The organism is Acinetobacter sp. 1000160, assembly GCF_000588715.1.
GTDB lineage: Bacteria > Pseudomonadota > Gammaproteobacteria > Pseudomonadales > Moraxellaceae > Acinetobacter > Acinetobacter courvalinii.
Genome location: NZ_JFWP02000006.1, coordinates 148,586 through 162,716, shown reverse-complemented (window position 1 = coordinate 162,716; position 14,131 = coordinate 148,586). Strand labels below are relative to the sequence as shown.

The 14,131-nt window shown below is 37.2% G+C and carries 16 protein-coding genes and 1 pseudogene; 7 read left to right on the top strand and 10 right to left on the bottom strand.

The window, feature by feature from the left end; genetic code table 11:
- Positions 1-60: 60 nt before the first annotated feature.
- From J699_RS05445 to J699_RS19655, 3 genes are all read right to left on the bottom strand, one after another.
- A complete protein-coding gene (locus J699_RS05445) occupies positions 61-2,778 on the bottom strand; it encodes a toprim domain-containing protein (protein ID WP_032882902.1) in 2,718 nt (905 codons plus the stop codon).
- A 7-nt stretch (positions 2,779-2,785) separates the two neighbouring features.
- A complete protein-coding gene (locus tag J699_RS0218815) occupies positions 2,786-3,169 on the bottom strand; it encodes an ogr/Delta-like zinc finger family protein (protein ID WP_032882901.1) in 384 nt (127 codons plus the stop codon).
- Between the two features lie 156 nt (positions 3,170-3,325).
- The gene (locus tag J699_RS19655) at positions 3,326-3,496 is read right to left on the bottom strand and encodes a toxin-antitoxin system HicB family antitoxin (protein WP_165569312.1); all 171 of its coding nucleotides are present in this window, start codon (positions 3,494-3,496) and stop codon (positions 3,326-3,328) included.
- Between the two features lie 120 nt (positions 3,497-3,616).
- On the opposite strand from J699_RS19655, the gene J699_RS05450 reads away from it, so the two are divergent.
- The 4 genes from J699_RS05450 (at position 3,617) to J699_RS05465 (ending at position 6,344) form a co-directional block, all read left to right on the top strand.
- Entirely contained in the window at positions 3,617-3,958 is a 342-nt protein-coding gene (locus J699_RS05450) for a helix-turn-helix domain-containing protein (RefSeq protein ID WP_032882900.1), read from the top strand.
- Between the two features lie 128 nt (positions 3,959-4,086).
- Positions 4,087-5,172 (top strand): hypothetical protein, encoded by a 1,086-nt coding sequence (locus J699_RS05455; protein ID WP_032882899.1) that lies wholly within the window; start codon positions 4,087-4,089, stop codon positions 5,170-5,172.
- Positions 5,173-5,643, top strand: coding sequence for a hypothetical protein (locus J699_RS05460; RefSeq protein WP_032882898.1), 471 nt, complete (start codon positions 5,173-5,175; stop codon positions 5,641-5,643). It begins immediately after the preceding gene.
- Entirely contained in the window at positions 5,640-6,344 is a 705-nt protein-coding gene (locus J699_RS05465; RefSeq protein WP_032882897.1) for a hypothetical protein, read from the top strand. The genes J699_RS05460 and J699_RS05465 overlap by 4 nt, the downstream gene beginning before the upstream one ends.
- 21 nt (positions 6,345-6,365) lie before the next feature.
- Here J699_RS05465 and J699_RS19650 read toward each other — a convergent pair whose 3' ends face one another.
- The 4 genes from J699_RS19650 to J699_RS05475 all read right to left on the bottom strand — a co-directional run bounded on the left by J699_RS19650 (position 6,366) and on the right by J699_RS05475 (position 7,900).
- The gene (locus J699_RS19650; RefSeq protein WP_165569311.1) at positions 6,366-6,527 is read right to left on the bottom strand and encodes a hypothetical protein; all 162 of its coding nucleotides are present in this window, start codon (positions 6,525-6,527) and stop codon (positions 6,366-6,368) included.
- Between the two features lies 1 nt (position 6,528).
- Positions 6,529-6,846 (bottom strand): hypothetical protein, encoded by a 318-nt coding sequence (locus J699_RS0218810; protein ID WP_032882896.1) that lies wholly within the window; start codon positions 6,844-6,846, stop codon positions 6,529-6,531.
- Positions 6,847-6,855: 9 nt separating this feature from the next.
- Positions 6,856-7,533: a hypothetical protein gene (locus J699_RS05470; protein WP_032882920.1), complete on the bottom strand. Its 678-nt coding sequence runs from the start codon at positions 7,531-7,533 to the stop codon at positions 6,856-6,858.
- A gap of 175 nt (positions 7,534-7,708) precedes the next feature.
- Positions 7,709-7,900 carry a hypothetical protein gene (locus J699_RS05475; RefSeq protein ID WP_032882919.1) on the bottom strand — a complete coding sequence of 64 codons (192 nt, stop codon included), beginning with the start codon at positions 7,898-7,900 and terminating at the stop codon, positions 7,709-7,711.
- Between the two features lie 498 nt (positions 7,901-8,398).
- Here J699_RS05475 and J699_RS19000 point away from each other — a divergent pair, with 498 nt between their 5' ends.
- Positions 8,399-9,475: a hypothetical protein gene (locus J699_RS19000; protein WP_050441701.1), complete on the top strand. Its 1,077-nt coding sequence runs from the start codon at positions 8,399-8,401 to the stop codon at positions 9,473-9,475.
- A 500-nt stretch (positions 9,476-9,975) separates the two neighbouring features.
- On the opposite strand, the gene J699_RS05480 is transcribed toward J699_RS19000, so the two are convergent.
- Positions 9,976-11,268: a hypothetical protein gene (locus tag J699_RS05480; RefSeq protein WP_032882895.1), complete on the bottom strand. Its 1,293-nt coding sequence runs from the start codon at positions 11,266-11,268 to the stop codon at positions 9,976-9,978.
- Between the two features lie 329 nt (positions 11,269-11,597).
- Here J699_RS05480 and J699_RS05485 point away from each other — a divergent pair, with 329 nt between their 5' ends.
- Positions 11,598-12,074: a LexA family protein gene (locus J699_RS05485; protein WP_079376493.1), complete on the top strand. Its 477-nt coding sequence runs from the start codon at positions 11,598-11,600 to the stop codon at positions 12,072-12,074.
- Positions 12,071-12,511 (top strand): annotated as a pseudogene (locus J699_RS0218800) (DNA polymerase V subunit UmuC); the annotation flags it as partial. The gene J699_RS05485 and the pseudogene J699_RS0218800, both read left to right, overlap by 4 nt.
- Positions 12,512-12,701: 190 nt before the next feature.
- Here J699_RS0218800 and J699_RS05490 read toward each other — a convergent pair.
- Together J699_RS05490 and J699_RS05495 are read right to left on the bottom strand one after the other, a co-directional pair.
- Positions 12,702-13,715: a contractile injection system protein, VgrG/Pvc8 family gene (locus tag J699_RS05490; RefSeq protein ID WP_032882894.1), complete on the bottom strand. Its 1,014-nt coding sequence runs from the start codon at positions 13,713-13,715 to the stop codon at positions 12,702-12,704.
- Positions 13,716-13,717: 2 nt separating this feature from the next.
- The gene (locus J699_RS05495) at positions 13,718-14,131 is read right to left on the bottom strand and encodes a phage tail protein (RefSeq protein WP_032882893.1); all 414 of its coding nucleotides are present in this window, start codon (positions 14,129-14,131) and stop codon (positions 13,718-13,720) included.

The following is a 14,131-nucleotide window of genomic DNA, read 5'->3' as shown; positions in this document are numbered from 1 at the left end:
GGAGTAATTGTGTGTCACATACAGGAGTGGCCGCTTCTGTATGTGAATCTAAAAATAAAATTACTTAGTTCTAGGTTGTCTGACTTGATTCGGGTTGGTAAAGATCCAGCATTTGATAATTCGCTCGCTATTAAGGGGATTATCATTGGTGTAATCACCAAGATTTTTGGCATCATCCGCGGGGAATTTATTGGATCTGACAGGTTTATTTGCTTCCACAAACTTGTAACGTTTGCTTGTGCGTAGGAGGCTGCGCATTTCGTTTACGTCAGGCAATGCCTGGAAATTACGTGCAGCGACTTTGTAGACTTCGTTTAAATTAATTGCGATATTGGCCTCCGTTGGGTCGTAATGATTAAGGTGAAAATGTGAATTCCGAATACTGTTGAGGTATTCGTATGCATCCCAAAACTGTTGTACATATATGTGATCCATGCCAATTTCATCGACACGTTTACAGGCCATGTTCTCCAGCATGGTTTTAGCGTTCTGGATCTCGGTTGCGCTGATCTCTTTTTTAAGTACATGCTCGGCTAATGCATCGATCATGGCTGATACTTGGGCATGACAGAGCGCAATACGCACATGGGTAATCCCTTTAGCGTGGAAATCAGCCTCAATGTTTTTAAGGTTGGCTTGATATGTATCCAGGATCTTTTTTTCGTTCTTCAGGCAGTACGTCATGTAAGTACATGCTTCATCTAAAGGCATTTGCGACAATCTGGTCGCAATATTCTTTTTCTCTAAGCTGTGGCCTTTGATGTCGACCGATATATGCAGGGTACGAGACAGGATCGCTTCAGAGGCTTGGATCGGCGTGTTCTGGCTGATCATCACCGCTGCACGGAATGGTGGCTCGTATGTTTCATTCCCAGCCGTTTTTAGGCCTTTCGAGCGGATTGCGCGACCGTTGAAAGCGTCCTTTAGCTCATCCCATGAAAACTTGGCTTTTTGCGCTGATTGCTGATCATTACGGTCACCTTCAATTAACACGATCGGCATGTTTGAGGTTTGGGCGAAGTTACGATAAATCGCCACACTAGTGGACTTATTCGGGTCAAAGCCTTCGTAGGCTTCACGACCGCTAAACTTCCAAAGCATTTCGATCAAGGTTGATTTACCAGATCCCGCCTGGCCAACAAATTCAAAGAATGGGTAGGATGAGTTCATTGCACGGATTTGTTCAGCGAAATATGAACCTGTCCACCACGCTAAAAGGATTAGTCCGACTTCACCATTGAGATCGTAGTAATCGCGCCACCAAGTCGGCTGAAATTCTTTCTTGATGTTTAGATGAATTACTGGAGTCGAGGCTAAAGTCTTGATCTCCTTTTTATTTGTTCTGAAGTAATCATGCTCGTTCTTGGGGATAACTTGGCCTTTATGCACAGCAAACTGGTCGAAGATATAAACGTCATGTTCTTTGCTGTAGCCAATAAAGTCGATCGTCTTTACTTCACGCAGGCTTTCCGTTTTGCGTTTAATAAATGTTTCTAACTGTTGATCTGATCCAGTCCACATAGCACCAGATAAAACACCCATCACTCGGGGTTTAAACTTGCTACGTGATGAAATGTGCTCGGGCGTGAACGTTGCTTTAACCTCTCCCCAAGGTGACTGGATATGGAAGTAATACCAACTTTCGTCGGTAATTTCATTTCGTTGGAAATACAGAGGCTCCAGCTGGGCGTTGCAGATCTCGACTACTGAAGAACTATTTTTTAGTGCCTGGATCTTTTTTTCTTCTTCAGAAAGAATTGAGCCTTGTGCCTGTTCAGTGGCTTCCATGACTGCATTAAATTTTTTATGGTCCAGCTCCCACCAGTACGTGCGATAACCATGATTAAAATAGAATTTGGCCAAGTGATAGAAGTTATAAATTAACAGGCCTGCTTCTTCAGCAGTTTTGGCAATCTGAAGCTTGCCCCAATGGATATATTTATCCTGGTGTTTTTTGGTGAGTTGATTACTTTGAAATAGATCGTTCCAGTCTTTCCCAACTGGAGGCAAAGCAGCTGTACATTGCCAGCCGTCCTGAATCGATTGATCAATTTGTTTGGTTAAATATTTTTTACCGGCTTTGTCATTATCTAAAGCCCAAACAAGGCGAGGGCGGTCCTTTTCTAGTTCCTTGCAGCGCGTAGCGATCCGTTGGAGGATATTGTTCGGATAGTTACCACTGTTCATGGTACTGATACTGATCAGATCCGACTGTGACAATGCAATGCTGTTAAAGATTCCCTCAGTCAGCCAGATGCTACTCGCATTGCAGAGGTCATCCAGTTCGTGAACTGACCATGACAGCCCTTTCCACTCACCAATGAAATTGGCTTTCATACGCCCGAATCTCTCCGGGCGATCGATAAACCTTTCCCAAAAAATACCCGGTGCAAGCTCAAAGCGTACCGTGGCCGTTACAAGCTTTTGGTTTTTGTAGTCACGATAGAGTTCTTGTTTGTACCGGTATTTAATTGAGGAAATATCAAAACCTCGGGCATGAACCATATAGGCGTCTGCAGAGGCATTTGGGTTTTGTTCGGTCTTTGGAAAATCCTCTGACCAGTCTTTAAATAAATCGTCGCAGATATCCCTCACGTGTTCTTCATAGTTACATTTGTTTATACGACCACACTTCACCACCTTCGGAGTAATTGCGTGGGTATAGAGCTCTTTCTGGTTACATTTAGGGCATATACCACTACGGTACCAGTCGCCAGCTTTTTTAAACTTGAAAAGCTGGTTTAGTCTTTCGTCTATTCGACGTTGCAAAATATCCATTTATTACTCAGATCAATTTCATTTGTAGGAGGCGATTGCGATATGTCTGTGCTTGGGCAAGGTCAATTTTTCTTGTCCAGAAAAGGGCATTTATGGCCCCTTCTACAAAGCACTTTTGAAATTGGTCAATCTCTGGTTGAAGCTCTAAACTGTTGAGCTGCATTTCGATTTCGTTTTCCCATGTCTGTTTTGTGAGGGATAGATCTGGCTTAGGCGTGAGGCTGTTGTGGATAGTGCGCGTAATTTCGAGATCCGCTGCAAAGCTGGCAAGGCAGTCGGGATTCATGCAGCTGACAATGATGTTATGAAAAAGAGGTGACGGCTTTTTACGGCTCGTCACATGCATCCTACGGTCACAATGCGGACAGTAGAATCCTATAGATTTACTCATGTTTTACCCCGTTGTTACTGGACCAAGTGATCTGTTGCTCCCGACGACACTCACTTGTTATTTTTTTGCCGTTTTACAGTCCGTTTCATTTCTTTACTAAACATTTACGTGATTGGCTAGGGAATCTGTGATGAGCCAAAAAGTCATCTCTTATGATTATTTTGAGTTTGAAGGAGTAGAGTTCGGCAGTTTTGATTCGACCAGAAATTTGATCCACTCATTGAGTGACATATTGCATTTGGCTGCTTCGATGCGAGCTAAGCGACGATTTTCTGGTGAGGTACGAAAACTGATTTGGATTTCTTTTTGAGACTCTTGAGTAACCATTGCAGGTTTCCTTTTTAGTGACAGTTTTAGACTGTAGTGAAGAAAGAACTTTGTTAAGATGGTATATGTTTAAACAAATAATATCCCATTTGGGATATTTAAATAATAGGTATATCCCAAATGGGTGATGAAAATATCAATCAAAGAGGTAAACGCATTCGGATTGAGCGATCAAGATTAGGGCTTTCTCAAAAAGACTTTTCTGCTTTGTTTAATAAGAAAACGATGGCTGTTTTGCGCTATGAAAAGGGCGAAAGGGTCATGAACCAAGAGGATTTGGAAGCTTTACATCATGAAGGGGTCGATGTTTGGTTTCTTCTTACTGGAGAGCGTGCACGTCCTAATCTACTTTCAGACGATGCAAAAGAGCTATTAAAACTTTGGGATCAAGTTGACCCCGCACAGCATGTGACCTTGCTTACATTGGTAAGAAATTTTGCTGAGAGTTTTTCAAATAAATAATTAAGAGAGTAAATGACATTAATCATTTACTCTAATCTGTTTGTCAAAATATGATCAAATATAATGGTGCTATAAATTAAACAATGATATAAATATATTATTGTTAAGTTACTATAAGGTTTAGTTTTGTGGCAAAAGATCCAAAAATTGAAAATCTAAAAATTGAAGTTATTAATAAGTTAGATCAGCTAAATAAAAGAAAGTTCCCGGCAAACAAAATAGCAGATGTTTTTCGTCCATTTCATATTACAGGAAGAGGTCGCCACGGTTTAATAAACGCAGTAAGGGGGTTAGATAAAGGAGATGTTTTAAAAGACTTAAATGAAGTAAATTGTGAACTTAAAAAAATTCTAGATAAGCATGTAGCTTTCTTCAATAAAAAGATTTTACTATATAAGGTAGACTCAAAAATTATAGAAGATATTGAAGATAAATTAAAAAATGAAGCTTTGAAATTTAATCTTTTTGAAAGTGAGTTTAATCACAGCCCTGCAACTACTAATGATGCTGTGTTAGCTAAAGCAGAAGAATTAGACAGCGGAACAATTTACTATTTCAAAAGTGAACGTCATTACTATAGAACTGTTCCAGAAACGGTCCGTAGTGTTGATGAGTTTTCCTTAGAATTTCCTGATGCAGTAGTGGTTGGTATTTCCAAAAAACTACGTTTTGATCTTAATGCATTTGATTTTATTAAGATTGATCATAAACATGAAATAATTGTCATAGGTATTGATTTAATTAATGTTTTTGATAGGGCTTTATCTAATATAAAAATAGAAGACTACAAAACAATAATTAAGAGATACGGCATGCTAGATCAATTAAATAGCCTTAACCTAAGAAAAATCATTCCAGAAATGGAAGTTGAAAGTTCAGCGACAGGTCGTGTCGTGAATCATGACTTTTCTACAGGTAAAGGAGGTTATACTTATCTTGGTCGTAGTGGGAAAAAGTTGAATGACATGCGTGACGATAAGTTTTTCCAAGAGGGATCAAAAAGTCAGATTCTGGACTTTTTTGGTATTGATCGTGAATATAATGTATCAGATGAGGAAAAACCTATTATTAGTTTAGGGCTTACTGAAGCAGAGTTTAGAGATTCAACTCATAATCCGGTAAATTATGCAATTTTAGACCATCTAGATTCATATAAAGGTCTACAATATTGTATTGATAAAATTATGACACACTTACATAAAGTGAATAAATAAATGAATAATTATTTACAAAGAGCTTATAAGGTTTTTGAGTATTTTGAGCCAACTATTGAAAAATTAGTTGATGGTCGATCAGATCATGAGCTTGTATTTGCTCTTTGTAAAAATTTGATTATTGAAATAGCTCAATGTGATGATTTAAATTCTGAAACTGATATGCACTTTAGCTATTTATTTAATGTATCAAAAGCAAAAGATGCTGAGCATTCGCAATTTATTGATGCTGTGTATTTACTGAGTAGCCAAGAAGTAAAGGTATTGATCCAATATTTTCACTATCGAGATGTTGTAACTGGCTATTGGGAAGAGGTCCCTAGAGGTGAAGTCTTTTTAGCAATGAAGAATAATGAATATTATCACCCTCAAGAAGGATGCAGATTAAGCTTTGAACAATATCATCAGGTTGTATTTCCTTATTTTGTACCGACTCTGAATTTTATCAAAATTTGGGAGTCAATATTGTGAATTTTGCTTTAATGGCACAGGCCTCCCAACAAATGCAAAAAAGAATGTACCAAGACCTTGTTGCTACGGATGGTACTTATGAGGATTTTGTTGAACTTATCTACAATGAAATAGATGAAATTACTAATGATATGTTAACTGCTGTTGAATATTATTGGGGAATGACTGAGGTTCAGATTTCCCACAACATTTGGTTAGGATTAAAAAGATTCTGGCCTACTGCACAGAAAGATAGTGATAATAATGGAAATGCCGATATTTCAATTACATTAGGTAGTTTTACATGGATTGCTGAAGCTAAAATTTGGGGTGGTCCTAATAAATATGGAAATACATATTTATATGGCGGCTATACGCAATTAACTGAAAGATATAGTAAAGGCCAGATTGGAGCTACAGCAGGAGCAATGCTGATATTTATAAAGCCAAACAATGCAAATCATACTGAACCAAAAGTTATGAAAAATTGGCAAGAATATTTGTCCAAAAAACTTGGTGCTAAATTAGTTTCACTTACACCATGTAAAATGAAATCGAGTTGCACCTACAGCCTTCAGCCACATTCAGGAACGGAATATAACTATAAAGTTAGACATATTCCCATTACTTTTTTGCATTTACCTCGAGATGGTGATGCTGAAAAATACAAGCCTTTAATTGAGAGTTTTGATTCAAATACAGATGATTTATATGATGATTAGCCCTCATGAGAGGGCTTTTTTTTACTCTTGATTCATAGATTTTTGAACAAGTCGAACTTGCTCTTGAATAATAAATAATGTCGCAGCGACAGACTCGCCAGTTAATGATTCGCAGCATTCTGTTGCTTCAACAAGTAAACTTAAATGCTGATCTAATAATGTTAACCTTGTTTGTATATCCATGTCATACCCCATATGAAAGGTTAAATCCGTTATTTATCAGGTCTGAAAGTTCATTGAAAAGCTTCCAACTTTGTTCTGTATTTTCCATAATTAAAATGGCTTGAACGGTACAAATACTTAAATTATATGTATCAACTTGTTTATTGAAGTGGTAGTCGATATTTTCTCTAAGTCGTGACCATAATACATTTGTTTCCAGAAATGTTTTATATGAAACGTCACTGTCTAATAGCCTATGCAGCTTTTTTGCACTAATAAAAAGCTGGCGTTTTTTTGTTTTCGGATTTTGAACTCGGACAATAATTTTTTCTATTTTCATCGTTATTCCTCAATCTATTAAATGGCGTGGGAGAATTTGTGCAGGGGTGTGCCAATGCCATTTTGTTATTTCAAGGCGTGAAGAAGCTGAAGCAACATAGGCCGTGATCATAGGGGCATGGTGGACCCATATTTCTAGTAATGGCTCGGTAGGGGAAATGTCCAGCTTTAAGGTGCGTAACTGGTTATAGAGTCGCCTTTGCTTGTCTGGCATGGCTTTTAATTGTTCAACCATTGCAGGTGGGTTTTGTGGCTCTTGAGTACCAACAATTTTATCCTGGTGCGGAGCAGCTGCTGGCTTCGGTGCAGGCGTATCGTTTACAGGAATATCGATGCAGAAAAGCGACTTTAATTTCTTATAGTCGATGGTGTAGTAGTTCACCCGATCTGACTTTACATCCGATAGCTTTGCTACCTGAATCAAGCCAAGGGCACGTAGCTTCGCTACGGCCCTTTTTATCGTTGAAACGCTGAACATGCCTAGGGTTTCTTTCCATTCTTCAAAAGTATGAAACCACCATTTACGGCCTTTATACGTTGTTAAATTTTTTTTGGTTTTGCGTTTTCTTGTTTCATTCAGAAAGAAATACAATTTCTGGAGGAAGGTGGCAGCGGTAATCCCCAGTACCTTCGCCATTTCTGGCGAGGCAATGAGGGGATATTCGTTTTGTTGTAGGAGTAGTTTCATGCAACGGCCCCCCGATATAGTTCGGCATAGCAAGCTTTGCATTTTGAGGTCCATTGCTGGACCCCTTGTCTAAACCCATTTTTATTGAAGAACTCACCATCGAATGGGTAGTACTCGCCACAACTAGAGCATAACCGTTCGGTGCCCAGTTCGGTATTAATCAAGATTCTGGCCATTATGCACCTACGATTTTTAACAGGATGTAGGCAATGATCAGGATGGCTAAATATGCGAGTGAGTCGTGGAATTTTTTGAGCCTTGCAGCTTTCTTTTTTGTTGCCAGATATGCAGGCAAATCATGGATAGGGGTGTGTTCGATAGGTGTGGCAGGCGGGCGTGCGTATGCACTATAAGAACGTGTGTTCATAGCCGTTTTCTCTTGGTAAGTTTTACAACTCACCACCATTCTTTCCACGGAATGGTGGCAGCCTAAGCAGGGGTGGAAATACCGCCCAAGAGTGCGGCCAGTCTTGCGACTGCCCTGAATAGACTGCCATAACGAAAGCATGACTATGCAGTGGGCAAAAAAAAGGCCGCATATAGCGACTTAGTTCTGCGCTCTTGGATGATAAGACAGGTTTCCACGCCTGCTCACAGATTTTGCTGTGATTTTTGAAATATAACGATATCTTTTTTTTAAAGCAATATCTCTTTTAACTTTTAAGGGATAATTTTTCGATTTGGGACTATTCAGAACACTGAAAAATGGTATGTGTTTAATCCATTTTTTTTAATTTTAGTGCTTATTTTATTTATATAAGGAAAGAAGATTCCATTTTGATACAATGCGATGGTTCACATTGAGCCAATGGATTGGGGCATAGTGAGCTAATGCATGGGGTCAATTTTTGATATGGGGTGAGGTATGTTAAAAGAAGATATCGATAAATTTGAATATGAATTGATATTTGCTGACTTCCAAGAAACTATCGGGGAATTGCAAAGAAGAGTGGTAAGGTTACTTAATCACAATTCTAAATTTTTGGAATCACTTCCGTTTAATTCAACAGAATTACGTAGTGAGTTTAAAGATTTTTTAGACTTTTTGGGTAGCGATTTTTTAGAATTTTTTGATGAAAATCCGAAATACATTCGTATGACCATTAATGGTCAAAATATTATTGATCTGATTAATAGTATCAGTAGTTATATGCCTGAAAATTTTACTTTTACATCAACGGGAGAAGTAAGAAAAATAATAGAGAAATTGAATTCACTTCGGAATTTTTATAATCGATTGCAAAATATTGCCCTTGATGAACGCACTAAGGATCAATATTTAAAGGAGTTACAAGAGGAATTATTTAAAGCAAGAGAAAGTGTCAAACAGGTTGAAGCCGCGAAGCTTGCGCTAGAAGGGCAAAAAACAGAGGAAGTATATTCCTCTGCCAGTAGTATTTTTAAATTAGAATCAGAAAAATACGAAAGGTATTTTTATATATCTTTTTTCACAATTATAACAATTGCAATTTTTTCCACGTTTGCTTTTCCGTTTACTGAAAAAACTATTGTAGATTTTATTGTCAGGAAAGTTTTGTTTATTTCAGTAGGTATAACTCTGTGTACTTATTTTTTGAGAAAGGCAAGTCATGCAAAAAAGCAATATGATCAATCCCATCAAACATCCCTTGAATTGATGGCACTTCCTTTATTTATTCGAGGATTACCAGAATCAGAACAGCATATTGTCATTAAGGATCTTACAACTAAGTATTTTGGAAAAGCTGTAGATCAAACTCAAAATGACAAGGCAGGTGATCTTATTAACGATCAAATCAAAGTAGGTACAGAGCTGATACGAGCGAGTGTAGAGATGGTTAAAGTGGTTAAACCAAGTACGGATTTGCTAAAACCAAGTACAGCAATAACAGAACCTAAAGCACGAGCAACAGAACATACAACTGAGTCTCAAATGCCACCAACTGAGAAGAAGTTATTTTAAAAAAAACCACTCGATTGAGTGGTTTTTATTATTTTTATAGGTTAGAAGAAGTAAGGTTGGTGAATTTTAATACAATTCTGTTCATTGTTTTCACCTTATACATTAGGTCTAATTTGGGTGATGTATGGGGGCGGGAAAAGATGAATGTATGAGTTAAGATCAGTATATAATTGTTATCAATGACAAAATAATTAAATGTATAGATTTTTTAAACAATTGCTCAAAAGCTTTTCCAGATTATACTTCATTGGTAAATAAGGGAACTACCTAAGTGTTAAGAAAGGAACTAGCTATACAGTATTTTAGAAAAGAATTAGATAATAACTACAATGAAAAAATTGGTAATCTATTTCAAGAACTAATAAGCTGAAGTACCAATCTTGTGAAGGTAATAGCTAAATTTATTAAAAGTACTAATCCAGCTATTAAGAACTCTGATGGAGAAAAAAGTAAGGTAATAATAAGCCCAGTTTTTATACCGAGCTTTTTATAAAAAATAATTATAACTCTTTCGAATTGTGTAAGATAACCATTTCTGCAATGAATCTAAGAAGAGGTATTTCTTTCATTAATTTTTTTTCATCTTTAAAAGGAATATATTTTTCTTTATTACCATCTTTACTATGAACCAAAGCACATCTTGTTGAATAAATCCTATTAGCTAAATCTTTCACTAATCTATCTGAATCACTCTCACTGGATAAGTCAAAAGTAGAGCCATTTGAAAATTCAACTTTATTATTTTTATAGTAATCAATAAGATTTTCATCATATGTATTGATTTCATACTTTAAGTTTTCAAAGTCAACAAAATTTTTAATAACTAGCTTTAGAGCTTCACCTTCATTAATTGTAGTAGTGCTATTCCTTATTTGTAATTTCGTTTTGATTTGTTTAACTAAATCTTGTATATCTTGCTTTCTTTTGTATGAGAAATTTGGTCCAGATATTTTTGTTTTAATTTGATCGATTAGTTCATTGTTGAATACATCTTCAAAATAATGTTCCATTATATGATAGTAAGATAGAAATTGAATATTTAGGCTTTCATTAGAGATTGCTAGTAAATAATGTCTAGTTAAATCTTCATTGTAAACCCTTCGAGGAGGATCTAGTTCGGTTATGTTTGTATTACGTATATTTTTCATCCTCGTTTTATTTGTTATCTCTTCTAAATTTCTTAATACAATGAATGTTGAATCAAAATTAAACGCTAAATTAAAAATAAAGGAATTTGAGTAATTTATAAATTTAGCTAGTGGGAGAGAATTTTCTGAACTTATTTTTAGAGAATATAAGTTGATTAAAATTGATAAAACGTCTAAAACATCAGATCCTTCAGGTAGGTTTTCTACTTTTCTTCTAATGAGATCTATTGGGATTCGTCTCATAATATGAGTTTCTTTAGTGTTTATTAAAATCCAAATTAAATACTCATTTTTTATAGAGGATAAACAGTAATTTATTTTGTTTTCATGATCATATATTTCAATGGTATTATTCCGATATGATAGAATGGGAGGCTTTAAAAAATTACGCTCCTCGACAATTAAGCTTTCAAAATATTTTTCATTATATAAAATTGCATCATATTCATTTTTCAATGATTTTAATTTCATAATTAAAGAGTCAATTTTTTCCTTTGTTAAAGTTTTAGTTATTAATTCATCTTTAACTATGCGAGAAAATCTAAAACGAAGTTCATAATAAGTTTCCTTATTTTCAACCTCCATATCATAAAGATAATTTTTAAATAAATTTATTATTTCTTCATGTGTATAGTTGAAATCCATATTTCGTCCTTACTTAAATTTGATGTAACTCTAATTTTTTAATAAAAATCAATGACTAATATATTTTCTCATATTTTGAAATCTAGATCCAGTTGTGTTCTTAAATCTGAATTTCTTGAATGAGTATGAGTTGCGTTTTCAAAATCTACTTATGTTTTCCACAGTACCCATGCAGTGGATTTTTTTTTTAATAAAAACGATCTTCTATCAGAAGGCATAGACTTAAAATTATTAAAAATCTGAGCATTAGCTCTATATGAGTTTTATCAATTTTAAATTCATTACAAGTAATTTTATCCTAACTTGAATAATGTAACGTTTTCAAGTTTATATATTTTATATTTAGGCAGGCCGTTGAGCGCCTATACTCAGGTGATATTTGTTCTGGTTCTTTGGTTTTAATCGATCCTAAAACAATCTTGGCAATACATTTTGCTGTCGAACGATTATCAGCAGGTTTCCCTTCACCTGCCCAAGACTATGTCGATAAATCTATTGAGATGAATCACCACTTGATTATGAATCCTACGGCCACCTTTATCGCTAAAGTGAACTCATTGTCATTGCGTGACATTGGCATCGACATCGATGACGAAGTGATTGTCGATCGTTCGCTTGAGGCGAAGCATAGAGATATTGTGCTGGCTCTTATCGATAATGATTTCATCCTTAAACGTTTAATTATCGAAGGGGATAAACGCTGGTTAAAGGCTGAAAATCCAGAATATCCTGATATTCATTTGAAGGATGGCCAAGAACTTATCATCTGGGGTGTAGTAACCCGCTGCTTGAAGAAATTTAGATGAAAAAGCGTGTGTTTGCTTTGGTCGACGTCAACAATTGTTATGTGAGGTGTGAACGTCTGTTTCAGCCACATCTAAATAATAAGCCTGTCATTGTGCTTTCAAACAACGACGGCTGCGCTGTGGCGCGAAGTAGCGAAGCTAAAATGCTCGGAATCAAGATGGGTGTACCGCGATTCAAAATTAAGAATCTCATCGAGCAAAATAATGTCGTAGTTCTCTCCAGTAACTACGCTGTTTATGCCGAAATGTCTAAAAGGTTCATGACAATACTTGGCATGTACGTGCATAAACAAGACCAGGAAATTTACTCGATTGATGAATGCTTTTTAGAGCTGACGCATTATCAGAAAATAATTAAAAACACTGAAGATGCACGTCAAATGAAAGCGCAGATCCGGGATAAATATGGCAGCAAGGGGATATCGGTAGGGGCAGGGAGCTTGGGTGGCGACTGGACAATGCAAAGATCCAATCTCACCCCGAATTACTTTACAGCTGAAGGCATGATCAAAATTAATAATTAATACTGTACACACTGCAGGCAAATACTCACTTGGATATTATTGTGAATATTGTGTGCAGTGCATCCGGATAGCGTAACCATAAAGATTAATAAGTAGATTGTTTTCATAGTGTGGCTTCCAGATTCACCTGGGTAATCAGGCCATTATCTGCATAGATATGAACGGCCTTTTCTACAATCCAATTTAGTTTGTCCACTTGAGGTTTAAATCCCTCCAGTTGGACAGATGACTCGGTTGAAATATCCGGAATGCCATTGGCCATGGTTATGCTGAACTTGGCTTTCTGGCGTTTGATTTCGGCCATTTTTGCATCCGCTGCGCGTTGAGCTTCTTCAGCTGAAGCAAAGGTCCCTTTAAGTACCTTGGTTTTTGTGGCTGGATCGTTGCCACCTCCACGTGTTTCAGGTTTGCCAGAGGTCACCCGTTTACGGGTTGCCTTGCCTTGGTCATGATAGCTTGCTGATACGCCTGTATAGTCCGAATCCCGGTCCTGTTCCGAGTATCTGAATTGATCTCCATCCGCCCTGGTAATTTTGATTGTAGAAAGTTTTTTACCTGAGGCAGTTTGAGCGGTGCCGGCTCTGAAAATGAGTAAGCGATCTTTTTTTATTGCCATTTCTGCACCGTTTTGTTTTGAGATCCGATTCAATAAATTGAGATCTGATTCATTGGTTTGATCTACATGGCGAAGATCGATATTTTTTAGATCATCTGTCATCACCAGCGTCAGTTTATGATTCTGGGCGATCTCTGAAGCAATTTCTCCAAATTTTTTGCGGTGGTAGGATTTAGATTTTGCCTCTTTGATATTGCTCTTAAAGTTAGCGCTGGAGGCTTTAATTGTGATTGTGTCCGGCGTGCCGGACCATTCCGTTTCATCCACAATAAAATCGCCTTTATCGTGTAATCCTTCCTGCTCGAAACCTAACTGACAATTAATTTTTACCCCGCGTCGTGGCAGCTCCAGAACGCCATCAGTGTCATTTAAAACGATATCAAGCTGGTCAGCTTCATTGGCGCGGTTATCGGTCACTGTGACGCTGGTAATGCGTGTGGTGATCTGGTCGTTTAGTGGTTTGTTGTCTGCAGTTAAAATACAGACTGGAATCTTAGGCATATTTAGGACTCCGCTGCTGTTTGTTGCTCAATGCGTTCATCGTCAACCCGGGTGAGTTTAATGGTGAAATCGACCTTTCGAGGAACGCCATTGAATAGTAAAACCTGTTTGGTTTCGTCAATGTTGTCGATCGTATAAACCCCATATAGATATCCGCTGCCATCGACCAGAACAAAGCCTTGGCCAGAATCTGCCATCGATGCCAGCTCATCAATAGAAAATCTATTACCGAAGCCATACTCCTGATAAATCACTCCCGGGAGCGTGATAATGTCATCGCCAGGACCAATAAACTGGCGTTTCTTGCGACCCTTGGCCACTGCATTGTCCGCATATTGCCATGAGCGTTGACGCTGGATCTCGGTAAAGGTCAGCGTATCAGTCGTAAAGGGAAATTGTCCTAAGCACATCAACAT